The sequence below is a fragment of the Deltaproteobacteria bacterium genome (assembly GCA_020848905.1).
Lineage (GTDB): Bacteria > Myxococcota_A > Polyangia.
Genome location: JADLHG010000005.1, coordinates 1 through 24,679, shown reverse-complemented (window position 1 = coordinate 24,679; position 24,679 = coordinate 1). Strand labels below are relative to the sequence as shown.

General features: G+C 70.6%; 19 protein-coding genes. 8 read left to right on the top strand and 11 right to left on the bottom strand.

Annotated elements, in window-relative coordinates; genetic code table 11:
- The first annotated feature begins 5 nt into the window (after positions 1-5).
- The 7 genes from IT371_03145 (at position 6) to IT371_03115 (ending at position 8,695) form a co-directional block, all read left to right on the top strand.
- Complete coding sequence (locus tag IT371_03145) at positions 6-1,067, top strand: isocitrate/isopropylmalate dehydrogenase family protein (protein ID MCC6746626.1); 1,062 nt, start codon at positions 6-8, stop codon at positions 1,065-1,067.
- Positions 1,068-1,079: 12 nt separating this feature from the next.
- A complete protein-coding gene (xseA, locus tag IT371_03140; protein ID MCC6746625.1) occupies positions 1,080-2,678 on the top strand; it encodes an exodeoxyribonuclease VII large subunit in 1,599 nt (532 codons plus the stop codon).
- Positions 2,675-3,607 (top strand): SDR family NAD(P)-dependent oxidoreductase, encoded by a 933-nt coding sequence (locus IT371_03135; protein ID MCC6746624.1) that lies wholly within the window; start codon positions 2,675-2,677, stop codon positions 3,605-3,607. Before xseA ends, IT371_03135 begins: the two co-directional genes overlap by 4 nt.
- Positions 3,608-3,713: 106 nt before the next feature.
- Positions 3,714-4,664, top strand: coding sequence for a diguanylate cyclase (locus IT371_03130; protein ID MCC6746623.1), 951 nt, complete (start codon positions 3,714-3,716; stop codon positions 4,662-4,664).
- A complete protein-coding gene (locus IT371_03125; GenBank protein ID MCC6746622.1) occupies positions 4,661-6,577 on the top strand; it encodes a hypothetical protein in 1,917 nt (638 codons plus the stop codon). Before IT371_03130 ends, IT371_03125 begins: the two co-directional genes overlap by 4 nt.
- Positions 6,578-6,614: 37 nt before the next feature.
- Entirely contained in the window at positions 6,615-7,361 is a 747-nt protein-coding gene (locus IT371_03120; GenBank protein MCC6746621.1) for a hypothetical protein, read from the top strand.
- Between the two features lie 11 nt (positions 7,362-7,372).
- Positions 7,373-8,695, top strand: a complete 1,323-nt coding sequence (locus tag IT371_03115; GenBank protein MCC6746620.1) for an outer membrane protein transport protein — start codon at positions 7,373-7,375, stop codon at positions 8,693-8,695.
- A gap of 18 nt (positions 8,696-8,713) precedes the next feature.
- Here IT371_03115 and IT371_03110 read toward each other — a convergent pair whose 3' ends face one another.
- The 11 genes from IT371_03110 to IT371_03060 form a co-directional block, all read right to left on the bottom strand.
- Complete coding sequence (locus IT371_03110; GenBank protein ID MCC6746619.1) at positions 8,714-9,589, bottom strand: hypothetical protein; 876 nt, start codon at positions 9,587-9,589, stop codon at positions 8,714-8,716.
- A gap of 194 nt (positions 9,590-9,783) precedes the next feature.
- Entirely contained in the window at positions 9,784-10,407 is a 624-nt protein-coding gene (locus IT371_03105; GenBank protein ID MCC6746618.1) for a hypothetical protein, read from the bottom strand.
- On the bottom strand, positions 10,404-11,459 hold the full coding sequence (locus IT371_03100) for a M23 family metallopeptidase (protein ID MCC6746617.1): 1,056 nt from the start codon (positions 11,457-11,459) through the stop codon (positions 10,404-10,406). The genes IT371_03105 and IT371_03100 overlap by 4 nt, the downstream gene beginning before the upstream one ends.
- A 3-nt stretch (positions 11,460-11,462) precedes the next feature.
- Positions 11,463-13,268, bottom strand: coding sequence for a long-chain fatty acid--CoA ligase (locus IT371_03095; GenBank protein MCC6746616.1), 1,806 nt, complete (start codon positions 13,266-13,268; stop codon positions 11,463-11,465).
- A 470-nt stretch (positions 13,269-13,738) separates the two neighbouring features.
- Complete coding sequence (locus IT371_03090; GenBank protein MCC6746615.1) at positions 13,739-15,880, bottom strand: thioredoxin domain-containing protein; 2,142 nt, start codon at positions 15,878-15,880, stop codon at positions 13,739-13,741.
- An 86-nt stretch (positions 15,881-15,966) separates the two neighbouring features.
- Positions 15,967-16,848: a hypothetical protein gene (locus tag IT371_03085; GenBank protein ID MCC6746614.1), complete on the bottom strand. Its 882-nt coding sequence runs from the start codon at positions 16,846-16,848 to the stop codon at positions 15,967-15,969.
- A gap of 1 nt (position 16,849) precedes the next feature.
- Entirely contained in the window at positions 16,850-17,911 is a 1,062-nt protein-coding gene (locus tag IT371_03080) for a 3-oxoacyl-ACP synthase (GenBank protein ID MCC6746613.1), read from the bottom strand.
- Positions 17,908-19,143 carry an ArsA family ATPase gene (locus tag IT371_03075; protein ID MCC6746612.1) on the bottom strand — a complete coding sequence of 412 codons (1,236 nt, stop codon included), beginning with the start codon at positions 19,141-19,143 and terminating at the stop codon, positions 17,908-17,910. Before IT371_03075 ends, IT371_03080 begins: the two co-directional genes overlap by 4 nt.
- The gene (locus tag IT371_03070; GenBank protein MCC6746611.1) at positions 19,140-20,048 is read right to left on the bottom strand and encodes an AAA family ATPase; all 909 of its coding nucleotides are present in this window, start codon (positions 20,046-20,048) and stop codon (positions 19,140-19,142) included. Before IT371_03070 ends, IT371_03075 begins: the two co-directional genes overlap by 4 nt.
- Before the next feature lie 109 nt (positions 20,049-20,157).
- Complete coding sequence (locus IT371_03065) at positions 20,158-22,287, bottom strand: putative metal-binding motif-containing protein (protein ID MCC6746610.1); 2,130 nt, start codon at positions 22,285-22,287, stop codon at positions 20,158-20,160.
- A gap of 109 nt (positions 22,288-22,396) precedes the next feature.
- The gene (locus IT371_03060) at positions 22,397-23,608 is read right to left on the bottom strand and encodes an esterase (protein MCC6746609.1); all 1,212 of its coding nucleotides are present in this window, start codon (positions 23,606-23,608) and stop codon (positions 22,397-22,399) included.
- A 193-nt stretch (positions 23,609-23,801) separates the two neighbouring features.
- Between IT371_03060 and IT371_03055 the strand changes: the two genes are divergently transcribed.
- Positions 23,802-24,257: a DUF2059 domain-containing protein gene (locus tag IT371_03055; GenBank protein MCC6746608.1), complete on the top strand. Its 456-nt coding sequence runs from the start codon at positions 23,802-23,804 to the stop codon at positions 24,255-24,257.
- Positions 24,258-24,679: the final 422 nt, after the last annotated feature.

Here is a 24,679-nt window from a genome sequence, read left to right as displayed (position 1 = left end):
GCACGATGCGCGTGGCCGTGATTCCCGGGGATGGCATCGGGACCGAGGTGACCGCCGAGGCGACGAAGGTGCTGGAGACGATCCAGGCCAGCTCGGCGGTGAGACTCGAGCTTCGAACCTTCGACTACGGCGCCGACCGCTTCCTGCGGGACGGCGTGACGCTGCCCGACGCGGCGATCGAGGAGTTTCGCCGCGACTACCGCGCGATCCTCGTCGGGGCGCTCGGGGACCCGCGCGTTCCGGACAACCGCCACGCGCGCGACATCCTGCTCGGTCTGCGCTTCAAGCTGGACCTCTACATCAACCTGCGCCCCGTCGTGCTGCTGGACCGGCGGCTGACCCCCCTGCGCGACAAGAGCGAGGAGCAGATCCGGATGATCTGCTTCCGCGAGAACACCGAGGGGGTCTACGTGGGGATGGGCGGGAACTTCAAGGTTGGCACGGCCGACGAGGTGGCGATCAACGAGGATCTGAACACGCGCAAGGGGGTGGAGCGGATCCAGCGGGCCGCCTTCGGGCACGCGCGCGCCCACGGGCTGCGCCTCTGCATGAGCGACAAGAGCAACGCCATGGAGTACGCCCACGGCCTGTGGCGGCGGGTCTTCGCCGAGCTGCGCCGCGAGTACCCCGAGGTGGAGGCCGAGCACCTCTACGCCGACGTGCTGGCGATGCGCATGGTGCAGCAGCCCGAGCGCTTCCAGGTCATCGTGACCTCGAACCTCTTCGGCGACCTCATCACGGACCTCGGGGCCGGACTCGTCGGGGGACTCGGGCTGGCCGCGTCGGCGAATATCCATCCGGGGCAGGTCTCGCTCTTCGAGCCGGTGCACGGCTCGGCCCCGGACCTCGCGGGCAAGGGGCAGGCGAATCCGATGGGGGCCATCCTCGCGGCGGGGATGCTGCTCGAGTACCTTGGCCACGCGGCGGAGGCGCGGCGCATCGAGGCGGCAGTGCGGCGCGCGCTGCTGGCGGGGGAGACGACGGCGGACCTCGGGGGACACCTGAGCACGCGGGAGGTGGGCGACCGGGTCGCGGCGCGGCTGCGCGACGACGGCGGGGCGGCGTAGGGCGTCCGGACGATGGCGGGGCGGGGGCGCGGCAAGGGGGCGGACTCCGAGGGACCGGCGCAGGGCGCGTTCGGGTTCGAGCGGGTGAGGGTGCCGTCGCCGGAGCTCTCGGCGCCGGCGGTCGCGCCAGCCGAGCCCGTGGAGGCGCACTCCGAGGTCGTCGCGGTCCAAGCCGAGCCCGTGGAGGCGCCAGCCGAGCCGCACATCTACACCGTCAGCGAGCTCGTGCAGCGCGTCTCGCGGCAGCTCGAGCGCGAGTACCCGCAGGTCTGGGTCGAGGGGGAGGTCTCGAACCTGCGCGTGCCGAGCTCGGGGCACGCCTACTTCACCCTGAAGGACGCGGGGGCGCAGCTCTCGGTGACCATGTTCCGGTCGGCGATCTCGCGGCTGCGTTTCAAGCTCGAGGACGGCCAGAGCCTGAGGCTCCGCGGGAGGCTCAGCATCTACGAGGCGCAGGGGAAGTTTCAGCTCCTAGCGGACCTGGCGGAGCCGTGCGGACTCGGTGCGCTCCAGCTGGCCTTCGAGCAGCTCAAGCGGCGGCTCGAGGCCGAGGGGCTCTTCGAGGCGCGGCACAAGAAGCCCCTGCCGCTCCTGCCGCGGACCATCGCGGTGGTCACCTCGCCGACGGGAGCGGCGCTGCAGGACATCCTGCGCGTCCTGCACACGCGCTGCCCGGTGCGGGTGGTGGTCTGCCCGACGGCCGTGCAGGGGGTCGAGGCGCCGGCCGAGCTCGTGGCGGCGCTCGGGCGCGCGGATGCGCTCGGCGCGGACCTCATCATCTGCGGGCGCGGTGGGGGGAGCCTCGAGGACCTCTGGGCCTTCAACACCGAGGAGGTGGCGCGCGCGATCTTCGCGCTGCGCACCCCGTGCATCTCGGCGGTGGGGCACGAGGTGGACGTGACCATCTCCGACTGGGTGGCCGACCTGCGGGCCCCCACGCCGTCGGCGGCGGCGGAGATGGCGGTGCCGGTGCTCGCGGAGCTCGAGGCGCAGCTCGAGGTCCTGGGGGTGCGCCTCGGGCGCGCGCTGCGCCAGCGCCTGACGGACGCGAACTTCGCGCTCGAGCGGGCGCTGCGGCGGCTCGGCACTCCGGCGCAGCGACTGAATCGCGAGCGACAGCTCCTCGACGAGCTCGCGGGGCGGCTCGAGACGCTGCTCACCCGCCGCCTCGCGCGGCAGAAGGGGGAGCTCGGGGGCCTGCGTCTGCGGCTCGAGGCGCAGCAGCCGCGGGTGCGACTCGCCCGGGACCGCGCGACGCTGGTGGAGGTCGCGGCGCGCCTCGAGGCCGCGGCCGAACGCGCGCTCGAGCCGCGCCGGAGACGCCTCGAGCAGCTCGTCGCGGCGCTGGAGCTCATGGGGGAAAGACTGCTCGAGCCCCGTCGGCGGCGCCTCGGCCAGCTCGCGGCGAGTCTGGACGCGCTGAGTCCCCTCGCCGTGCTCGGGCGCGGCTACAGCGTGGTGCAGGATGCGCGAGGCACTGTGGTGCGCGAGGCCGGTTCGCTGGCGGTGGGGGAAGCGCTGACGGTGCGGCTGCACCGAGGTCGACTGGGTTGCACGGTGACGGAGGTCCATGCGGCCGACGAGGACGAGGGGGCTGGCGCGGACACATGACCTCCTTGCACCTCGAAGGGAAGGTTGCCGTCGTCGCCGGCGCGACCCGCGGAGCCGGGCGTGGGATCGCCACCGCACTCGGTGAGGCTGGGGCGACGGTCTACTGCACCGGCCGGAGCGTTCCCGGCAGCCCGGGCATGAGGAACCGTCCGGAGACGATCAACGAGACGGCCGAGCTCGTGACCGCGCGTGGCGGCCGCGGGATCGCCCTCCGGGTCGACCACACGGTTCCGGCAGAGGTTGCGAGTCTGTTCGAGCGCGTCGGCGAGTTCGACATCCTCGTGAACGACATCTGGGGCGGCGACGATCTCGTCGAGTGGGGCAAGAAGCTCTGGGAGACGAAGCTCGAGGATGGTCTCCTGCTCATCGACCGCGCGATCAAGACGCACATCATCACTAGCTACTACGGGCTGCCGCGCCTGCGGCCGGGCGGTCTCGTCGTCGAGATCACCGACGGCGACGCCTTCTTCTACCGGGGGCACTTCTTCTACGACCTCGTGAAGACCACGGTCATCCGCATGGCCTTCGCGCTCTCGCAGGAGCTGAAGGAGCGCGGCATCCCCGCGGTGGCCGTGACGCCGGGCTTCCTCCGCTCGGAGTGGATGCTCGATCACTTCGGCGTCACCGAAGCGAACTGGCGCGACGCCGCGACGAAGGTGAAGGAGTTCATCGCCTCGGAGACGCCGCTCTTCGTCGGCCGGTGCGTAGCTGCCCTCGCCGGTGACCCGGACGTGGCGCAGAAGAATGGTCGGGTGTTCGCGTCTTGGGACCTCGCCGAGGAGTACGGCGTCAACGACGCAGACGGAACCCGGCCGCACTTCGTGCGGTGGCTCGAGGAGAACCTGCCGGAGGTGGCGGCCGGCTGGAGGAAGGCGGACGACGGCTTCTACGCCTACTGGGCGAAGATGCCGTACCAGACGCCAGGGTGAGGGTATCGACCTCGCCCGGTCGCCGCTGCCTTGGTGTTCGGTCTTCGCGGGCCTTGACCGCCCCGGGAGGCGGGGCTAAAAGGGCAGTTTGCGTGGTGGGGTGCCCATGGCAACCGGGCCTGGCGTCTTCATTTTCGATTCCGTAGCGGCGGCGCTGAAGCGACACGTGCAGGTGGTGGAGAAGGCCGGGTGCGTCCCGCTGCCCGCGGCCACGATCGAAGAGGCTACGGGCATGCTGGAGGAGGAGGGGCGCCTCGAGGCGCTGGTCGTGGCGCAGAGCGCGGCGGGGATCGAGCTCGCGCGCTACGTGCGGGACTTCACGAACCTGCGGGCTCCGCTGGCGGTGCTCGTGGCCGAGGACGAGAGCGCGCCCGCGGCGGCCCAGGAGGAGATGGGGGCCGACGCGGTGCTCAGGCAGCCGCTCGACCCGCGAGCGCTCGAGGCTTTCGTCACCCTCGGCAAGACGCTGATCGCGACGCGCAACAAGCTCGCGCAGGCCGAGCAGTCGCTCGTGCTCGTGCAGGCCCAGGCCTCGCGCGCGGCGCCGGCCAACACGCGCACCGGCTTCCGGCGCTTCGACGAGATCAAGGACCTGCTCGTGGTGGAGGTGCGGCGGGCCAAGCGCTACGGGTATCCGCTCTCCGTGCTGCTCGTCGGACTCGACCCCACCGCCGAGGGCCAGCCCGACCGGCCCTCCGAGCTGCAGCGCGAGATCACCGCCGGGCTCGCGGTGGCCATCGCCCAGTCGATCCGGGTCATCGATCTGCCGATCCACTACGCCGACGACAAGATCCTCGTCTTCCTGCCGCACACCGAGCTGGACGGCGCGGTGGAGGTCGGGCGGCGCATCAAGCGGCGCATCAAGCGCATCACCTATCGGGGCGAGCACGGGACGGCCCAGCTCACCGCGAGCGTGGGGATCGCGGGCGTCACGGCAGGGGACGACCTGACCTTCTCGAAGCTCATCCGCAACGCCACGGCGGCCCTGAAGGCGGCGCACCTCAAGGGCGGCGACAAGGTCATGAAGCGCACGTCCTCTCCGTCGATCCAGTCGTGACGTTCCTCCCACGGCTCGCGACCTGCGGCGCGATACTCCTCCTCCTCGGCTGCGGCGAGACGCCGAGCGGGCAGCGGTGCACGACGAACGAGCAGTGCCAGGCCCCGGCGATCTGCGCCGCCGACGGGCGCTGCGTCGCGCCGAGCGAGCTCCTCGACGAGGGGAAGAGCTGCGCGGGGGACGCGGCGTGCAAGACGAAGCTCTGCGGGGACGTCGGGGCGGGGAAGGTCTGCCTGCTCGCGTGCGAGGCGAGCGCGAGCTGTGGTGAGGGGCGACTCTGTCTTCCGTCGCCGGTGCAGGGGTCCGCGGAGAAGACGCTGCGCTTCGTCTGCCAGAAGGGGACGCCGGGCGAGCGTTTTCTCGACGAGGCGTGTGCGGGCGACGCCCAGTGCGCGAGCGGCCTCTGCGAGGGAGGGCGCTGCACGGAGGCCTGCGGGACCTGTCCGGAGCCGGGGCTCTGCGAGCAGCGAACCGTCACGCGCAGTCAGCTGACCGTCAGGGCGGGCCTCTGCCGCTTCTCGACCTCGGGCGAGGTGCTGGAGCTCGGCGCGGTGCCGACGCCCGTCGGCGGGAGCGCTCCCGTGACCTTCGAGGTGAGTGCGCGCCACGGCGCCTTCATCCTCTTCGGCGAGGACAAGCAGGGGCTGCGGGTGGCGGTGAAGAGGCTCGTGGGGCCCGACGGCACGGTGGTGGTGGATGCCGAGAACGCGGCCCAGTCGCTCGCGCGGCCGTCGATCGACGTGAGCGTCGGCACGGTGCTCGTCCCCGGGACGGACCACCCGAAGGCCCAGCTGCGAGCCGGGCGCTACCAGGCCACCTTCGCCACCTACGACCCGGCGCAGCCGGACAAGCTCGCGCCGGTCGCCGGACAGCTCGAGCGCGTGGCGGTGGTGCTCAGACCGCGGCTCCTCGACGGAGGAACGGTGGACCTGGCGCTGCACTTCGCCCCGAGCACGGGGCTCAAGGCCGCCACGGCCGAGAGCGACCCGCAGGTGCAGCAGCTCCTGTCGCGCTTCGATCAGCTCTACCGACAGCTCGCCGGCCTCGCGCTCGGAGAGGTCTCCTACGGCGACCTCACGGCGGCGGAGAACGAGGTGTCGAGCGGCGCGCAGGCGCAGGCCATCTGCTCCAAGTACTCGAAGCCCGGGCCGCGCGGCCTGTCGGTGAACCTCTACCTCGTCGGGAACCTGACCTTCGCGGGGGGCTTCGCGGGGGGGATCCCCGGCGCCCCCGGAGTCTTCGGCGGGCCGGGGAGCGGGATCGTGCTCAAGAAGCAGGGGACGCCGCAGGGGACCGGGACGCTCGCCGCGCACGAGGTCGGACACTTCCTCGGGCTCTGGCACACGACCGAGTCGAACGGCGCGAGCGACCCCGTGAGCGACACGCCGAGCTGTCCGACCGGGACGCAGATCAAGGACTGCCCGGACTACCGGAACCTGATGTTTCCTTTCTTTCCGACGAGCGACCCGCTCAGCCTCACCGAGGGGCAGGTGCGCATCCTGCGGGCCAGCCCCTGGCTCGCGCAATCGCTCTACCCGGACGTGTGCGGCAAGGGGATCTTCGGCGTGGACGCCTCGCGGGGCTTCGCCACGGGGACGCTCGAGGCGGCGTCGGCCCTCGCGGGGAGCTGCGGGGGCGGCCAGCGCGGCGAGCGCGTGCACCTCTATCGGCTGGAGACCGCCGGGCTCAAGGCGCTCGAGGTGACGGTGAACGCCGTCGGCTTCGCGCCGGTGGCCTACGTGCGTCAGGGGAGCTGCGCCGACAGAAAGACCGAGCTCGCGTGCAAGGTCGGCGCGGCCGGGGCCCCGCTCGTGCTGTCGGTCCCCTCGCCCAAGCCCGGGCCGTACTTCGTCGTGGTGGATGGAGCCGACGGGGCGGGGCGGTATCAGCTCGCGCTTCGCCAGGTGAAATAGGACAGAGGGCCTTCGCGGCCTGGAACGAGCACGTCGCATGAAAAGACACGCAGCAAGCGGGGGAGCTCGCGAGGCAGCCGGAGGCGCGGTCTTGCTCGCGCTCGTCGGGATCGCGGGATGCAGCGAGACGATCCCCTTGCCCAAACCCACGGAGCTGGTGGTGGCGCCGGTCGTAGGGGCGGCGCCGGGAACGGTGGAGCTCTCCTGGAAGCTCGTGGTGCGCGTGGACGGCTATCGGCTGCATTTCGACGACGATCGCGCGGGGGTCCCCTACGAGGGGCGCGGACTCTCCTGGGTAGCGTGGCCGACGGGCTGCGGCGACTTCGACGGCAGCATCGGCCCCACGACGACCATCGCGGCCGATCTGCGGCTGCCGGACGGCCCGCGCGACGCGGGACCCCGAGACGGCACGTCGCGCGACGGGCGGTCGCAGGACGGCGGAGCGCGCGATGGCCGCGTGGACCTCGGTGCAAGCGACGCTCGCTCCGATGGAACACCCCGGGATGCGGGAGCGAAGGACAGCTCCGCTGCGCAGCCGGGGCGACTGCCCGGTATGCCCGCCGCGTCGCCGCTCGAGGTCCCCGAGGCCTGGTGTCTGGATCGGGTACCGAGCTACACCGACGCGGGCGACGTCCCCTCTCCGACGCCGGCCATGCGCCCGCGACTTCGTCTGCAAGGCCTGGTTCCGGGCCGCACCTATTACTTCGCCGTACAGGCCTTTCGTCGAGCGACGCAGAGCGAGCTCAGCGACGAGGTCCAGTACGTACCCGCCAAGGGCAAGTGAGGGAGGTTCCCGTGCGTCGTGTACCCGTCGTTCTGGGGCTGCTCTTCGCGGCCCATACCGCCCGGGCCGACCTGGCGAGCCACTTCGGCATGCACCCGCGCTCGATGGGGCTCGGGGGCGCGTACACCGCCGTGGCCGAGGACGTCGCGGCGCTCTACTACAACCCCGCCGGGCTGGTGCAGCTCCAGGGGATGACCATCGGGGCGGGCTTTCTCCTCGGGGCTCCGCGGCTCGTCGAGAACGGGGCGAGCGTCGGGATGCCCACCGAGACCTCGACCTACCTGCACCTCGGCTTGCCCCTCTCGGGCCGACTCAAGGAGTACCTGGCCTTCGGCTTCTCGCTGAACCTGCCCACCGGCAAGCTCTTCGAGTCGCGGCTCTATCAGAAGAGCGAGCCCTACTTCGTGATGTACGACTCGGCGGTGCAGGTCTTTCAGCTGCGCGTGGGTTTCGGGGGCCGCGTTCCGTGGCGACCCCTGCGCTGGCTGGCGTTCGGCGCCGGACTCCAGCTCGCCGGAGCGGTCTACGGCGCGGTCAGCTTCTACGCCCCCTTCCAGCCGGGTGGCGGAGGGGGAGGCGCGGCCGACCCCGACCTGCGGCTCGAAGCCTGGATGAACGCCGACGTGCCGACCGACGCCTTCTTCACCGGCGGGGCGATGGCCTTCCTCGGGCGCTTCCGCATCGGCGCGACCTACCGCGGTCCGCAGTTCGTCTCCGTCGAGCTCCCCCTCGATCTGTACACGCGGCTCTCGGTCTCCGACACGACGAAGATCAACATGCCCGTCAAGGCGAAGGCGACGATCCGTTCGAAGTACCATCCGCAGCAGGTCAGCCTCGGGGTGTCGTATCGCGGGCGGCGGCTCCTCGTCTCGGCCGATCTGACCTGGGTGGACTACACCAACTTCGAGATCCCGTACCCCAAGATCTCGCTCGACATCGAGCAGCTCGCCAAGGACCCCGGGCTCCGGCTCTTCCTCGGCCCCAACGCGAAGCTCCTCGACCCGCTCAAGCCGCAGATCCGCTGGACCGACATGCTCGTCCCGCGCGTCGGTGCCGAGTACAAGCTCGTCTCGTGGCTCACGGGGCGCGCGGGGTACTCCTTCGAGCGCTCGCCGATCCGATCGACCGACCTGCCGACCTACGACTGCGACCGCCACACCTTCGCGCTCGGCGCGCGCGCGAGCTTCCTGCGCCCCTGGGGGGTCATCCCGGGCTGGCTCCACCTCGACCTCTCGGTACAGGAGCTCTGGTACGTGACGCGCTCGGTGCAGGGGAGCGACGTCGGGGGACACGTCTTTGGTATGTTCTCGGGGATCGAGCTGATCCTGCTCTGAGGGGGCGTGGCCGGGGGGTCAGCGGCCGTTCGTCCAGAAGAGCGCGCCGTCCGCGCCGGCACTGTAGTACTGGAAGGTGGAGTGCGTGGTGCCGTCCTTCAGGGTCACGTCCTGAGTGCCGATGCTGGGCCGTCCGATGGCGGTGTTCTTCCACAGCCAGGTCGTCTCGACCACGGTGAGCGCGGCCTTCGGGTCCACGAAGCCGCGATGCTCGCGCTCGAGGACCTTCATCGCGGCGCCGAGCGCCCCGCGACGACCGGCATCCTGCACCTCGATGACGCCGATGAGGGAGGCGCCGTCCTGGGTGGAGCGAATCGTCGCGGCCGTGGCGTAGGCGGCCGCCAGCCCGGCGAGAGGACCGTTCACGCGAGCCGCGCGAAGGGCATCGCCGATGACGAGGCCCATGCGCGAGCGCTGATCCGGAGCGGCCGCGCGACCCACGCGCTCGGCGAGCTGCGCGAGCGTTCCGTCGACCGCGGCCATCTGGGGCTCCGTGCCGATGAAGGCGGGGAACGGTCCCTCGGCGCGCACGCGGTTCTCGTGCGAGGAGATCTCCATCTTGCTCGGTGCGCCGAAGACGATCTTCTTCAGCATCCCCATCAGGCCGATCCCGGAGCCGCCCGCGAAGCGCACGGTCGGGGCGTGGTCGCGATCCTTGAACGAGCCGTCCCGGTTCTTGTAGAGGACCTCGACGGTAGCGAGGAAGCGCTGCTTGGCTTCGTGGCTCATCCGGCCGCTGCCGAGCTTGCCGACGTAGCGCCGGATGTTGCCGTAGTCCCGAACCACGCGGGCGTCCGCTACGGCGCGAGTCCTGTCGGCGGCCCAGGCGGTGCTCGTGGCGCCTGCCAGGAGGCAGGCGGAGATCCCGAGGCATGCGACGGCGTGACGGCTCATGAACGACCTCCTCCTGGCGTCGGCGCGCGTGCGCGCCGGCGCGGCTGCGGACTGACGCCTCCCGTTTGCACTGCCCATGCCACGCCAAGATGCCGTGTAAGTTATGGATCTTGCTTACAACAAGTGCTGAAAACGGCTCCTCGGGGGGCTCGAGGTGGCGTCTCCGCTGACCGGTCCGCAGGGTGCCAGGTCAGTCAGCGGCCGAGCAGCGCGGCCACCGCCTTGCGCACGCGGCGACCCTGGGCCGCGGTGAAGCGCGGCGCGAAGGGGAGGGGCTTTCTCCCCGGGCGGCGCCAGATCGGGGCCGAGGGTCCGGGAGTCATCAGGTTGCCGCCGCGCGGGTCGTGCGCGAGGCCGAGGTAGTGTCCGAGTTCGTGGGCCAGGACGGGCGGCTCGGCGCGGGCCGTGAGGAAGATCCACCGGCGACCCGCGAGGGCGGCGTCGGACCCCTCGTAGCGCCAGTGCACGCCCATCAGATCGTAGGTCGTCAGGTCCAGGTCGCGCACGCGCTCGAGCACCAGCACCGTCACCTCCTGCGGGTCGACGAAGCGGGCGAGGGCGTGGCGATCGTCCCTGTCCGTCAGGCCGCAGCGCGGAGGCCGGAAGCGGTCCAGTCGCGCCGCCAGCCGCACCCCGTGGGGGCGCAAGACCTGATTTGCGGCAGCCACGTGGGCGGCGATCCAGCCGGGTGGCTTCACGGCCTGACCGGCGCACTCGGCCACGCGCACGCGGAGCGGCAGCTCGAGGAGCGGTCGAGCCGCGGCGGGGAGCGGCAGGAGGGCGAGGGGCGCGAGGGCCAGCGCCGGCGCGCGCCTCACGCGGGAGGTGCCGTCCAGGGGGCGTCGGCAAAGCGGGCCCCCGTGTACTCGCTCGACGGTAGCGGCAGGCTGATCCGCACTCGCAGCGCGCGCGCGGCCCGGTCGGGGTCGAGCGGCGGTCGCACCCGCTCGTGCCAGAAGGCCTGCGGCCAGGACTCGAACTGGTGGTGCAGCGCGTCCTCGAGCAGCGCCGCGAGGGAAACCGGGCTCGCGGCGGCCTGCGCGAGCTCCTCGCGCAGCAGCGGGTCGATGCAGGCGGAAGTAATGCGTTCGAGCGCGAGCTCGTCCACCGGGCTCGCCTCGGGGAGGGGGTCGTCGGGGAGCGGCCCGCTGGGGAGCGGCCGGTTCTCCTCGCACCAGCAGCCGGGGCGGGGCGCTTCGCCGGGGGCGAGGAAGGGATCCACCGGCTGGCCGTCCATCCAGACCATGAAGTGCACGTGCGGCGGGACGTAGGGGAAGAACTGCACGAGGTCGTAGCCCGACGCGCCGCCGAGCGCGATGGGCTCGCCGCGGCGCACGATCTGGCCGAGCTCGACCAGCGATTGCGACAGATGCGAGTACTGCGTCACGACGCCGTGGCCGTGGTCGACGGAGAGCGTGAGCCCGCCGCGCAGCCAGCGGTCGCGCACGAGCGCCACGATCCCCGGCGCCGCCGCCACGATGGGCATGCCCACGGGGGTCACGAAGTCCGTCCCACGGTGGTCGTCGTACGAGAGGCGACCGCCGCGGAAGTCGCGGGCGCGACCTCGACTGACGCGGGTGGTGTAGAGCGTGGCGCCGCCCGTGCGGTCGAGGAGGTTGTAGATCGGCGCGAGCCCCCCTTCGGGCACCAGGCCGGCGTAGGTAGGGAGCGAGAGGTCCGGGCGAATGAGTCCGGCCGAGCGCACGTCGAACTGGAAGTGCTCGCCGTGGAGCCAGCCGCGGACCACGGTCGCGAGGTCCCGCTGGACCTGCTCCCAGCCGCGCACGCCGAAGCGCGCGCCCAAGGGGGGCAGCTGGGCCGCGAGGGTCCGGGCCCGCCGGAACGAGGTCAAGGTCGTCAGGTGAAGCATCGTCTACCCTCCTTCCCCGTACATTTCGTCGAGCAGGCTCCGGTACCTCTTCTCGATCACCCGGCGCTTGACCTTCATGGTCGGCGTGAGCATGCCGTTCTCGACGGTGAAGTCCTCCGCCAGCACGCGGAACTTCTTCACCGTCTCGTACCGGGCGAGCTGCGCGTTCTTCTCGTCGATGATCTTCGCCACGAGTCCCTGGACCGCCGGGTCTGCTGCGAGCTGCTCGAGGCGCGCCCCGGCCTTGCCGTTCGACTTGGCCCAGGCGGCCAGCTCGTCGGCGTCGAGGGTCACGAGCGCTACGAGGTAGTTCCGGCGGTCGCCGTGCACCATCACCTGGCTGATGTGGCGGTCGGTCTTGATCAGGTTCTCGATGTTCTGCGGGGCCACGTTCTTGCCGGCCGCGGTGATGATCAGGTCCTTCTTGCGGTCGGTGATGCGCAAGAAGCCGTCGGCGTCCAGCTCGCCGATGTCGCCCGAGTGGAACCACCCCTCTTCGTCGATCGCCTCGCGCGTGGCGGCCGGATCCTTGTAGTACTCGCGGAAGAGTCCGGGACCGTTGATCAGAATCTCCCCGTCGGGGGCGATCTTGATCCCCACCCCCTTGAGCGCCTTGCCCACCGTCCCGAAGCGGAAGTCGTCGGGGTGATTCACGGTGGCCGGGGCGCTCGTCTCGGTCAGGCCGTAGCCCTCGAGGATCAGGATCCCCATGGCGTGGAAGAACTCGAGCAGCTCGCGGCTGATCGGCGCGCCCCCCGAGACGAGGAAGCGCAGGCGCGGGCCGAAGAGGCGCGCGCGGACTTTGCTGAAGACCAGCCGGTCGAAGAGCGCGTAGCCGAGGCGCAGGTGCAGGGGGACGGGGCGCCTCTCTTGCAGACAGCGGCTCCGGGCTCGACCGACCTTCATCGCGGCCGTGAAGAGCTTGCGCCGCCGCTCGGGCTGCTGAGCCAGCCCGGTCACGATCCGGCTGTGCACCTTCTCGAAGATGCGCGGCACGCTGGCCATGGTGGTGGGCCGCGCGGCCTGGACTGTCTCCATCAGGCGGTCGAGGCTCGGCGCGTAGTAGCCGGTCATCCCCGCGCGCACCCCGCCGTAGAGGCTGACGCGCTGGAGCGAGTGGGCGAGGGGCAGAAAGACCACGCTCACGTCCTCGTCGCCGAAGCCGAGGTGCCGCACGCTCAGGTCCGCGATGTCGAAGAAGGCGCGATGGGTGCAGACGACCCCCTTGGGCGGGCCCGTCGTGCCGCTGGTGTAGACCAGCGTGGCCACGTCCTCGGGGAGCACGGCCTCGCGCGCGCGGTCGAGGAGCGCCGGCTCCTGTCCTTCCAGCGCGCGTCCCTTCTCGCGCAGGCCCTCGAGGGTCAACCACCCGTCGGGCTTGCCGCCGTCGGGCGGATCGATCACCACCACGGCCTGGAGCGCGGGGAAGCGATCGCGGAGCTCGTTCAGCTTGGCGAGCTGGGCCGCGTTCTCGACGAAGACCACCTTCGCTTCGCTGTGCGCGAGGATGTAGGCCACCTGCTCGGGGGTGCTCGTCGGGTAGATGCCCACCACGACCGCGCCGAAGCCGAGGCACCCGCCGTCGATGCAGGTCCACTCCCAGCGGGTCTCGCTGACGAGTCCGACCTTGTCCCCCTTGCGGCAGCCCAGGCTCCAGAGCCCGAAGGCCACCTCGCGCGAGACCTGGCGCACCTGCCTCCAGGTCATGCTGCGCCACTGGCCGCGCTCCCAGTGGTAGTGGCTCACGCGATCGCCGTAGCGCTCGGCCTGGTCGTGAAGGAGCTGGGTGATGGTCTTGCGGGTGGTCATGGCGTGCGCACTTCGTCTCTCAAGTGGCAGGCAGTATAGCCGATCGGGATTGCGCGGGAGGGGGTCCGGGCGAGCGGGTCCCCGAGACGAGGTCACCCCTCCGGACGCGGCAGCGCCCTGCGAAGCAGAGCGCTGCATAAGTTCGTTGGCAGCTCCGGCGAGGAGGCACCGGTTGTTTACTCTCGATAGAGAGTGAGTGTCGGGGTATGGAGGGGGAACGCGAGCGTTCCGAGTTTGGGAAGGACCATCATCGAATCAACTGCCAACGAACTTACGCAACGCTCTGGTTGAAGGTCACCGCACTCCCCTTGCCCAAGAACAGGAAGATTAGGTGCACCAAGCATGCCAGGCGGTGACAACGGCTTCGCTCGCACGAATCGGGGGAGATGGCTCGCGGATCGAGACGTCGCGCGCGCACTCTCGATGCGCGTGGCCATTCAAAAGAAGAAGTGCGCGTTCCTTTTCGGAGCTCACGCAGTGAGCGTGCGCGCACCGAGGAGCACGAGGAGATCGCCCGCGTCAGACGTCGGTCGTTCGCAGCGCTGCTCGAGACAGACGTAGGCCATCGGTCGTCCGTCGTCGAGCGCCATCGGCAGGATGAACGGCAGCCGCGGGCCGAGCTCGCGCTTCGCTCCCTCGTCGGCGAGAAAGACGAGCTTGTGGGGCAGGAAGCCACGGTGCACGGCCTCGAGGAGCGTGAGGAGTCGCGGGTCGCCGCGCTCGCCGGTGAGCACGACGTGAACAGCGGGGTGGCGCATCTCGTCGCTCGCCACGAGCATCTGAGGCATCACCTCGGGGACCTCGTTCAGTCGGGCCGAGAAGGCCCGCACCGTGTGCTCGGCGCGCTGGCGCCACTCGGGGCGGTCGAGGAGCTGACCGAGGCGGAGCAGGTTCTGCGCGGCGATCGAGTTGGGAGAGGGCTCCGCGCCGTCGTAGTCCTCCTTCACCCGGAGCAACACCGACGGGTCGTCGCCCTTGGTGGAGTAGAAGCCCTGCTCCTCGGGGGCGCTGAAGAGATCGAGCTGGTGCTCGGTGAGACGCTCGGCGAGGAGCAGCCAGGCGAGGTCGAAGTCGGCCTGATAGAGGTCGAGGAGGCCCTCGGTGAGGTGCACGTAGTCCTCGAGGTAGCCTTCCACGGCGCGTTCCCCCGCGCGGTAGCGTCGGTAACAGGTGGGCCCGGCGCAGTCGCACAGCGTGGTGGTGAGGAAGCGCGCGGCGCGCTGCGCGGCGGCGAGGTAGCGCGGCTCGTCGAGCACGACCGCGGCGTGGGCCAGGGCCGAGATCATCATGCCGTTCCAGGCGCAGAGTACCTTGTCGTCAAGGTGGGGGCGGGGGCGGAGCGCGCGTCGCTCGCGGAGGATGGCACGGGCCTCCTCGAGGAGCGCGGCCACCTCCAGCGCGGTTCGCCCCACCTGCCGCGCGGTGTCGTCGAGCGATTGCACCACGTGCAGCACGTTCTGGCCGACGAGTTCGCCGTGCGGGTCGTGCGCGTTGCCCTCGGCGCGCACCCCGTAGTGGCGGCAGAAGGCCTCGGCGCGGGGCCCGAGCGCCGCGCGCAGCTCCGCCTCGGTCCAGACGTAGAAGGCCCCTTCGGCCTTCTCGGTTCCGCCCGTGGCGATCAGGCTGTCCGCGTCCTCCGCCGAGTAGAAGGCGCCCGTCTCCGGGTCGGTGAGGTCACGCAGCACGTAGTCGAGGGTGGCGCGCGCCACGTCGGCGAGGCGCTCGTCGCGCGAGAGCTGGTAGCCCTCCACGTAGCTTCGCGCCAGCTGCGCCTGGTCGTAGAGCATCTTCTCGAAGTGCGGCACGTGCCACTCGCCGTCGACGGAGTAGCGGTGGAAGCCTCCCGCGAGGTGGTCGTGGATCCCGCCGTCGGCCATCTTGCGCAGCGTGGCGAGCACCATGCGCGCGGCTTCCTCGTCGCCGGTGCGGGCGAAGTAGCGCAGCAGGAAGTTGTGCGCCACGGGGCGGGGGAACTTCGGCGCGCGACCGAAGCCGCCGTTGTGGCGGTCGTAGAGCCCCTGGAAGGCCTTGAAGCCGCGAAAGACCGTCTCGGTGTCGAGCATCTCGGGCTCGTCGGGACGCGCGACGGCCGCGCGGAGCTGGTCGAGGATCTCGGTCGCCGCCTTGCGGATCTGATCGCGCTGCTTCTCCCAGGCCAGGGTCATGTGCTGCAGGAGCTGGATGAAGCCGGGCTGGCCGTGGCGCCCGAACGGCGCGAAGTAGGTGCCTCCGACGATCGGCTCGAGCTCGGGGGTGAGGAAGACCGAGAGCGGCCACCCCCCGTTCCCGGTCGTGGCCTGCACGAAGGTCATGTAGACCCGGTCCACGTCGGGGCGTTCCTCGCGGTCCACCTTCACGTTCACGAAGCCGCGGTTCATCAGCTCGGCGATCTCGGGGTTCTCGAAGCTCTCCCGCTCCATCACGTGGCACCAGTGGCAGGTCGAGTACCCGATGGAGAGGAAGATCGGGCGCTGCTCGGCGCGGGCGCGCGCGAAGGCCTCCTCGCTCCACGGGTACCAGTCCACCGGGTTGTGCGCGTGCTGCAGGAGGTAGGGGCTCTTCTCGTGGATCAGGCGATTCGGTGCGCGGTCGCTCCCCGTCCTGTCGCTCATCTAGCCCTCCGTCCGCCGCGTTTACACCGGACGAGGTAGCACGGAGAGGGCCAGGCGACCACACCCCTTGGCGACCCGGGGGCCGCTCAGAAGCGGTAGGTGGCGGCTCCCACCGTCACGCCGGAGCCGAAGGCCAGGAGCAGGGCGGTCTTTCCGGGGCCCGCCCGGCCCGTCTCGAGGGCGTGGTGCGTGGCGAGAAAGACCGAGGTGGTCAGGGTGTCCTCGAGGACGCTGGAGAGGTCGAGCACCTTCTCGCGCGGCAGGCCGATGGCGGCCGGGAGCTCGGCGAGGAAGGGCCCCGAGAGCTGGGCGGGGATGACGAGGTCCAGGTCATCTCGCGCCAGGTGGCCCTGGGAGAGCACCTCCTCGACCACCTCGGCGGCGCCCTGGCGATAGGCCGCGTCGAGCTCGTCCTTTCGACGGAGCAGCAGGCGTCCGTGCTTCCCGGTCATGTTGACCACCGAGGAGTAGAGGTCCGCGTGCTCGTCGAGGGTGCGGAAGGCGAAGGCGCCGAAGCCCGTTCCGGAGAGGGGCGCGATGTCGAGGAGCACCGCCGCGCCGCTCGGCGGGTAGCGATAGGCAGGGTCGGGGTCGCGGTCGCTGTTCGCCTCGCTGGAGACGACCATCCCGACCCGGGCCTGGCCGCTCTGCATCAACGTCGCGAGGACCTGGGCGGCGTTCAGCATCCCGCAGCCGCCGTTGAGCAGGTCGAAGCCGAGCGTCCGGCTCCCGCGGAAGTCGGTGTTGATGCCCAGGGCCTTGAGCACGTAGGTCGCGATGGCCGGCTCGCAGGTGTGGCCGTCGCGGTTCACGCCGGTGTTGATCAGCACCTCGACGTCGGAGGGTCGGTACGGCGAGCGGGCCAGGCACTCCTTTCCCGCCTTCTGTGCGTGCCAGAGGGAGCCCCGGCGGCGCCAGCGGGGCCCCGGCAGGCTCGCCCCGAGGCTGGCCATGCGGCAACGGAGCATCTTAGCTCTCCGCTTCCTGCGCGCGGCGATAGCGGTCGGGGAGGTCGTCCATGGCGTAGGTCGCATGGGTGATCACGATCCCCGAGGCGCCGCTGACGAAGAGGAGCTTGTGCCCCGGCTGGATCTGGCCGCGGAGGATGAACTCGTGCAGCACGAGGAAGTGGCTGGTGGTGGTCGTGTTGCCGTACTTCTCGGCGCAGCAGAGGTAGCGGTCGGGCAGCTCGCAGCCCATGAAGCGACTGACCTCCTTGATCCCGCGCCGGATGGCGCGCACCGAGACCTGGTGCGGGATGATGTGGTCCAGCTCCTCCAGGCCCCAGCCGCTCTTGTGCACGGCCTCCTTGAAGTAGAAGGGGAAGTGCTCGGCCCCTTTGCGCTGCAGGCCGATGGCCTTGGTGATCAGCACGCCGCCGGAGCCGCGCGACGAGGGCTGCGAGTGGCAGTAGTGCGAGTGCTTGGCCCCGGTGATCAGCTCCAGGTGACGGAAGCCGCGCGCGTCGTCCTCCGCACCGTCGAGGATGAGCGCGGCGCCGCAGTCGCCCAGCGACAGCGAGGCGAGCTGCCGGTCGAGGCGGTGCCGGATCTCCCGCGTGGCCGTCCAGGCGAGCGGCATGTTCTGCTCCCCGCTCACGACCATGCCGCAGCGGATGGCGCCGCTGCGCAGCATCCCCTGCAGCACGTAGATGCCGTTGAGCATGCCGGCGCAGGCGTTCACGACGTCGAAGCAGAGGGCTCTGCGGGCCCCGATGGCTCGGCGCACCAGCACGGCCGTGGCCGGTTCGAAGGTGAACTCGTCTTGCCGGTGGTGCTTCGAGATGCTGGTGCAGATCAAGAGGTCGAGGTCCTCGGCCGAGTATCGCGACATCTTCAGCGCGCGCTGGGCCGCCTTGACCGCGAGGTCGATCGAGTACTCGCCCTCGGCGACCCGGCGCTCGTGGATGCCCGTGATGCGCTCGAAGTCGAGCCGCGGCCGGTGCCGGCAGGCGCCGAGGAGCTCCTCGGTGGTGAGCGACTTGTCGGGCAGGTAGACGCCGAGGCTCTCGATCTTGGCCGAGAGGGTCACGGCCGGTCCGTTCGACGGCGACCGAAAATCGAGCGGCGCGCTCCGTCGTCGGGCGGGAGCGGGGGGGGCGCGCCCGCCGCGGTCGCGTCGGTCGTGTCGGTCGTGTCGGCGAAGAGGCCGAGGTAGAGGGCCAGGAGCGCGGCGCGAGGGCTCTCGCCGGGGGGGACGCGGGGGGCCGTGAAGACGGGCCGCGGCGCCGCGTAGGCCCGGAGCGACTCGACCGCCTGCGCGTGCGTCGCGGCGGAGGAGTCGTAGCTACGTCGCAGCTGCTCGAGGCGCTCGATGAAGGCCTGGACGCGCGGACGCTCCGCCGCTCCCCCGAGGAGGACCGTGGCGCGGGCGAGCGCGTCGTCCCCGGGGGTGGAGAGGAAGGGCGCGTCGACCCGGTTGACGATGAAGGCGTGCGCCCGGCAGCCGGCCTGCTGGAGCCGCTCGTCGATCGAACGCGCCTCGGCGAGCCGGTTCTGGTCGGGGGCGCAGACGATGACGAAGGCCGTGCGCGGGTCGCGGAGGGTCTTGCCCACCGCGATGCCGCGCTCGCGGAACTGGCCGAAGAGGTCGCCGAAGGTGGAGACGAAGTTGACGACGTCCTCGACGAAGGTGTCTCCGGCGACGCGGTTGAGGAGCGAGAGCACCGATGAGCTGGCCCGGTTGAGAAGCCGCGAGGTCCACGAGGTCTGCTGCTTGGGCATGAAGCGGCTGATCACCTGGTCGCTGAAGAAGGTCGCCAGGCGGTCCGGGGCCTCGAGGAAGTCGATGGCGTTGCTCGTGGGCGGCGTGTCGAGGACGATCCGGTCGTAGGCGCCGCCCTGGGTCAGCGCGTGCAGGCGCTCCACGGCCATGTATTCGAGCGTTCCGGCGAGGTAGCGCGAGACGTACTGGTAGGTCCGGTTTTCCAGCAGGGCGCGTCGCCGGTCGGGGTCCGCGACCAGCAGCGCGATCAGATGGTCGAAGGTCGCCGACGGGTCGAGCATCAGCGCGCTGAGCGTGCCGCCGGGGTGCATCTTGCCGAAGGAGCTGATCGCGACCGGGTCGTTGGTCAGGCCGGGCACGTCGAGCGCGTCCGCCAGCCGGCGGGCCGGGTCGATGGTGAGGACGAGCGAGCGCGCGCCGGTGGCCGCCTGGTGCAGGGCGAGCACGGCCGAGAGCGTCGTCTTGCCCACGCCCCCGGGGCCGACGCAAACCACGAGCGGCGCGCCGTCGATCACCTGCTTGAGGCCGGCGGCCGTCATGGGACGAGCGCCCGGATGAGCGCGGCCACCCGGCGACGCGGGTCGGTGTCGAGGTGGAAGGGGAGCTCGATCACGGCGTCGTCGAGCGCCGAGCGGAGCCGCTCGATCTGCGCGCGCGCTTGGTCCAGGCCGTCCAGCCCGCTGCGCGCGATGCTCGCGAAGTGGCCGATCTGCGCGTCTCCCTCTCGATGGAGGAGGTCGAGCAGCGGGCGGTCCTCGGGATCCACCGACGGCGAGGGCACCTGGTTCACGATCACGGTCCGGCTGGCGAGCCCGATCTCGGTGGCGCGGCGGACGAGCTCGATGGTCTCGTTGATCGGCAGCTCCTCGGGGAGCGCGACGATCACGAGCTCGCAGCGAGAGCTGTCCAGAATCAGCGCCTCGACGCGCGCCGCCACCTGAGCCAGCGGTCCGACGCGCAGCATGCGGTTGACGGCGCGCGGGGTGTCGAGGAAGGAGAGCGCGTGGCCCGAGGCCGGGAGGTCCACGATCACCGGTGTTCTGCGGCGCGAGTTCACCTCCACGAGGTGGTGCAGCTCGTCGAGCAGGATCATCTCGCGGACCGCGGGCGAGGTGCGAATGAAGAGCCGGATGAAGCGGTTGTTGAAGACCCGCGTGACGAGCGCGGGCAGCCGGAGGAGACGCCCCATCGCCGCCGGGACGGCCTGCTCCAGGTCGACGCAGACCGTCTGGACCTGGGTGCTCGGTCCGAGGAGCTCCGGCAGGTGGGGGTGCACGGACATCTCGACGGCCACCGCCGAGCCGCGTCGCCGGGCGGCGAGCTCGGCCAGCGCGGCGACGAGGGTGCTCTTGCCCGTACCCCCCTTGCCCGTGACGAGGATCAGGTCACGGCGGTCGAACATCTGGCTGAACGGATCGGTCTCCGGGGGGAGGCTCTTCGGCATTCCTCTTCCGTGGGGCGCGGGTGCGGCGGCCAAGCGAGGCCGATTGTGGTCCCTCGGGCAGGCGATGACAAGCGCGGCGTTGCGCGGCGGCGTCGAGCGGGCGGGGCCGTTAGCCCGTCTTGGCCACGCAGACGAACCCGACCGTGTAGTCGTGCACGATGGGGGTCACGTCCTTGATCTGGCTGGCGAGGTTCACCTCCACGTGCATGACGGCCGACGGATTCGGGCTGATCGCGCGCGGCGAGCCCGGTCCGAAGAAGGCGGGCGAGCTGGTGAACGGCGCGGACCAGGGGCCCATGCTGGCCTCGGAGTCCCCGGTGCGCACGCGCACCGAGACGGAGGTGCCCGCAGGCGCGGTGGCGTTCCAGGTCACCGACTGCCAGATCGCCTTCTCGCCGGCCTTGCACGGCTGGTGGTGGTAGACGTATCGCCCGTTCGGGCGGAGGAAGGTCATCAGGCCGTAGCCGGTGAAGTCGCTGTAGGTGTACGGGTTGCGTCCGAGGGTGACCTTGTTCGTGTTCCCCGTCGCCGGCGTGACGACGTTGCCCTGCGCGTCCACGTCGAGCCGCGCGGCGGTGTCGTTGTCCTTGCCCACCCCCCAGATGTGACCCGCCAGGTCGATGCCCGCGCCGATCACCTCGCGCGCCGCGATGGGCCAGTAGTCCTTGCCCTCCTTCACGCCGGTCATGTCGTGCACGCCGTCGGGGATGCTCTGCTCCAGCCGCAGAATCGCGCCCGACTCGATGGCGACCCAGACCTTGCCGCGGTTGTCGGCCGCGATGCCGCGCGTGACCCAGCCGTCGGGAACGTCGATGCGCGTCCAGACACCCTTGCTGAGCGCGTCGAAGTTGTCCCGCTTGGGCGCGTACCGGAGGACCCACGACGAGTGGTACCCGCCGAGCCAGACGCGCTGGTCGCCGTCGACGGTGATGCCGTAGTGGTGGTACTCGCGTCCGGCCTTGGGGACCCACGGCGCCTTGAGGAGCGGCCCCGCCTGGTTGGTGATCGTGGAGAGGAAGGCCAGCGAGCCGTAGATGTCGGTGGACCAGATGATGTGGTTCGAATCGGCCATGCAGCCGTAGGACTTGTGCCCCGCGGGCATCGTGACCGAGGCCTCGATCTTTCCGCTCTCGCCGTTGATCTTGTAGAAGAGGTTCGCGCCGCGGCGATTCTTCTCGCGGTTGAAGGTCCCGACCCACGCCGCGCTGGCCCCCACGTTCGCCTTGCCACCGTCGAGGCAGATGCTCCGCCCGAGGTCGTTGTCCTCGGCGTAGTTCGTGGTGAAGAGGATGCACTCGTCGTCGTCGCCGAGGAACTCGGGCGGCTTGCCCGCGAGCGCGCCGCCGCACACCGTCGCGCCATCGTCGGCCTTGCCGTCGCCGTTGCAGTCGAGCGAGATCTTGCCGTCGTCGTTCTGGTCCTTGGAGGTGTCGATCTTGCCGTTCTTGTTGCGGTCGATGCAGTCGGCCGGGTCGTTGGCGATCTTGGTCGCCGAGGGCTGGCCGCCGTGCACGCTGCGGTTCGCCACCCAGACGTCGAAGTTGTAGTCCACCGCGGTGCGCGAGGGCGTGTGGTTGTGGTCGCGGGCGATGCGCTGCCCGTTGGCGTCGAGGCAGCCCTGGGCGCCTTCCTTCGACTTGCAGGTGACGGTGAAGTAGCGCGCCACCTCCTTCAGGCGCACCGTGTCCACCTTGGAGATCGTGCCGCGGCAGCGCGGGTCCCCCCGGGGTCGGTCGTCGCAGCTCTTCTGGCCGGCCGGGTCGTAGGTGTTCGCGACCCAGAGGTAGTGGAAGTCGACGCGCTTGCCGTCGAGCTTCAGGTCGCCGTTCGGGTCGAGGGTCACCCCGCCGCTCTCGCGGACGTTCGGGTCCTTGGCCGGATCCATCGGGAAGGCCGCCTCCTTGCCCACCCAGCCGCAGTTCGGGTCGCACGTGCCGCAGGGGTTCTTGGGCAGGCCCTCGTCGAGCTGGCCGTCGCAGTTGTCGTCGCGCCCGTTGCACTGCTCGGGGGCGTAGGGGTGCACGAGGGGGTTATTGTCGTCGCAGTCGGGTCCCGCCTTGCATCCCTTGCCGTACTGGTCCCCGTCCTTGTCGTCGCCCGCGGTGCACTGGGGCGTCTCGACGTTGTCCACCTCCACCGAGCCCCGGCAGCCGAGGTAGATGCCGACGCTGCCGAGGCCGCCCAGCACGAGGCCGCCCAGCACGAGGCCTCTGACGAGTCCGACACGGTGTACGCGCACGTCTCACCTCCCTGGGTCGCCCCATGGATCAACTATACCGCCCGGAGAGGGGCGAGAAACCTGGGGGTCGAGGCCCCAGACCGAGATCCGCCGGGGCGCGGTCGCGCGCTCAGGGCCCGACGGAGGACCACGTAGGGTCGTCCGCGACCATCTTGTTCAGCCAGGTGCGCAGGTCGACGCCCGCGACGGTGGTCTTGTCCCACGTCGGGAGAAAGACGTGCAGCACCCCCGGGAGCAGGAAGGCGCGCCAGGCCGGGCGCGTGGGGAAGATCGTCTGCGAGAGGTAGGTGACCGCCGCTTCGTAGGTCGTCTTGTTCAGGCTGTAGTAGCCGCGCAGAATGCCGTCCATCACCGATGAGATGAGCGCCAGGCGGTCGGTCGCCCAGCGCTGACCGAGGTAGCTGTAGAGCTCTCCGAGGTCGTTGCGGCACTTGGGGCACGGCCCGTCGAGCAGCGCGCCAAGATTCCAGTTCTGGTACCAGGCCTGGCGTTGCGCCGTCGAGATGCTGTTGCCCGCGAAGAGCGGGCCGCTGTCGTCGATGAGGTACAGCTTGGCCCGCGGGAAGTAGCGGTGGAAGGTGTCGTAGGTGAGGAGCGCGCCGACGCCTCCCGCGCTGCTGCCCGCTACCACGACCTTCGACGCCGCGGGAAAGGTGGCCGCGAGCCGCTTCAGGAAGGCGACGATGTTCGCGTGTCCCTTGTGATGGTGGCGCTTGGTGGTCGCGCCGCTCACGTAGTCCGCCACCTTGTCGCCCCCGTGAAAGTCCCCCGTGCAGTAGGGGATGTAGGCCTGGTTCCAGTCCTTGAAGGGGTTCGCCGCGTCGGTTCGGTCGAAGGGCCCGGCGAAGCTCTTCTTCGCCTGGTCGAACTGGAGGCTGCCGTAGGGGCCGTGGACCGCGATGTTGAGCGTGTAGCAGGTCTGGTAGTCCCAGCACGCGCCGCCGCCTTGCAGGAAGACGTAGAGTGCCGAGCCGTCGCCGGGGTTCACACCGAGCCCCGTGGGCGAGCCGTCGTCGCAGACCGCGTCCGGAAAGTCCACCCAGGTCCATTGGCGGCGCGGAGCGGAGATCGGCGTACCGAGCGGGAGTCCGCTGTCCGGCGGCGGCGCGTCGTGACGCTGGTCCGGGGCGGTGGAGGCGTCCGGCGCTGGCGGAGGCAGGTCGCGCGGTGGCGCTCCGTCCGGCGGCCCGCCCTGGTCGACGCGCGGCGGCCCGCCCTGGTCGGCGCGCGGCGGCGCTCCGTCGGGCCTGACGGTCAAGTCGGCGGTGCATCCGCCGACGAGGGCCAGGATCGCTGCCGTCGTCCACCAGAGCCGCGCCATCGATGCTCCTCCCAAGGGGCCTCCATCGTCCGACGAGAGGGCGCCTCGGCGCAAGCCGTGGCCTTCGGCTGGCCCCCTCCTTCCGCCCCGCTGGCGGCGCGGGGCGTCATTTGGTATATCTGCGCCGCCCGGCGGTCCATCATCCGCGGGGAGACGCACTGTTGAACCCCCCTACGACGAAAGTGACGAGACGATGACGAAAGCGAAGCTGGGTGTGCTGGGGGTGGTGGCTGTTATGGGGCTGGCCCTCGCGCCGGCGCCGGCCTCCGCCGATGCGGCCAAGTTGAAGGAGATCCGCAAGCTGCTCCAACTCACGGGCGCGGCCAAGCTCGGGCGCCAGATCATGGAGCAGATGCTGGCCAACTTTAAGCAGTCCTTCCCCAAGGTGCCCGAGAAGTTCTGGACCGACTTCCTGAAGAAGGCCAAGACCGAGGACCTCTTCGAGCAGATCGTGCCCGTCTACGACAAGCACCTCTCGCTCGCCGACATCAAGGGGCTGATCACGTTCTACACGAGCCCCGTCGGGAAGAAGTTCGTCGCGGTGCAGCCGCAGCTCGTGGCGGAGTCGATGGAGGTGGGCCGCTCGTGGGGCCAGAAACTGGCCACGCAGGTCATGGGCGACCTGAAGAAGAAGGGCCACATCAAGTAGCGTCCGCAACACGTTGTTGCGTGATAAAACATGGTCGCATTGGCCGCCTGACGGGATGGATCGCGGCCAAGGTGACCATGTTCGGGTTCCCGGCACCACGCTCGTAGCAATCAACCCCCGCAGCTTCCACCCCGTCCTGAGCAGCCAGGTCCGCGGCTCGAGCACGGGCGGGTCTCCGTCAGGGGGCACGGGCGTGAGGTCCTTCCAGCCGTTGAAATAGCGAGCCGAGCTGCACGCGTCCAGGTCGCGCCGCGGGACCCACTTGCCCCGCGCGACGCTGTGATGCCGCGAATTCTGAAGCACAAACACGTCACAATGCGCGTCGTACCGAGGTGCGGGTCGTCCACTATCGGTGGCATCCGCTGCACGGCCGCGAGGTTCTTGTCTGCGTCGACGAGCGCTTCCCCGGTGTGCTCCGCTGC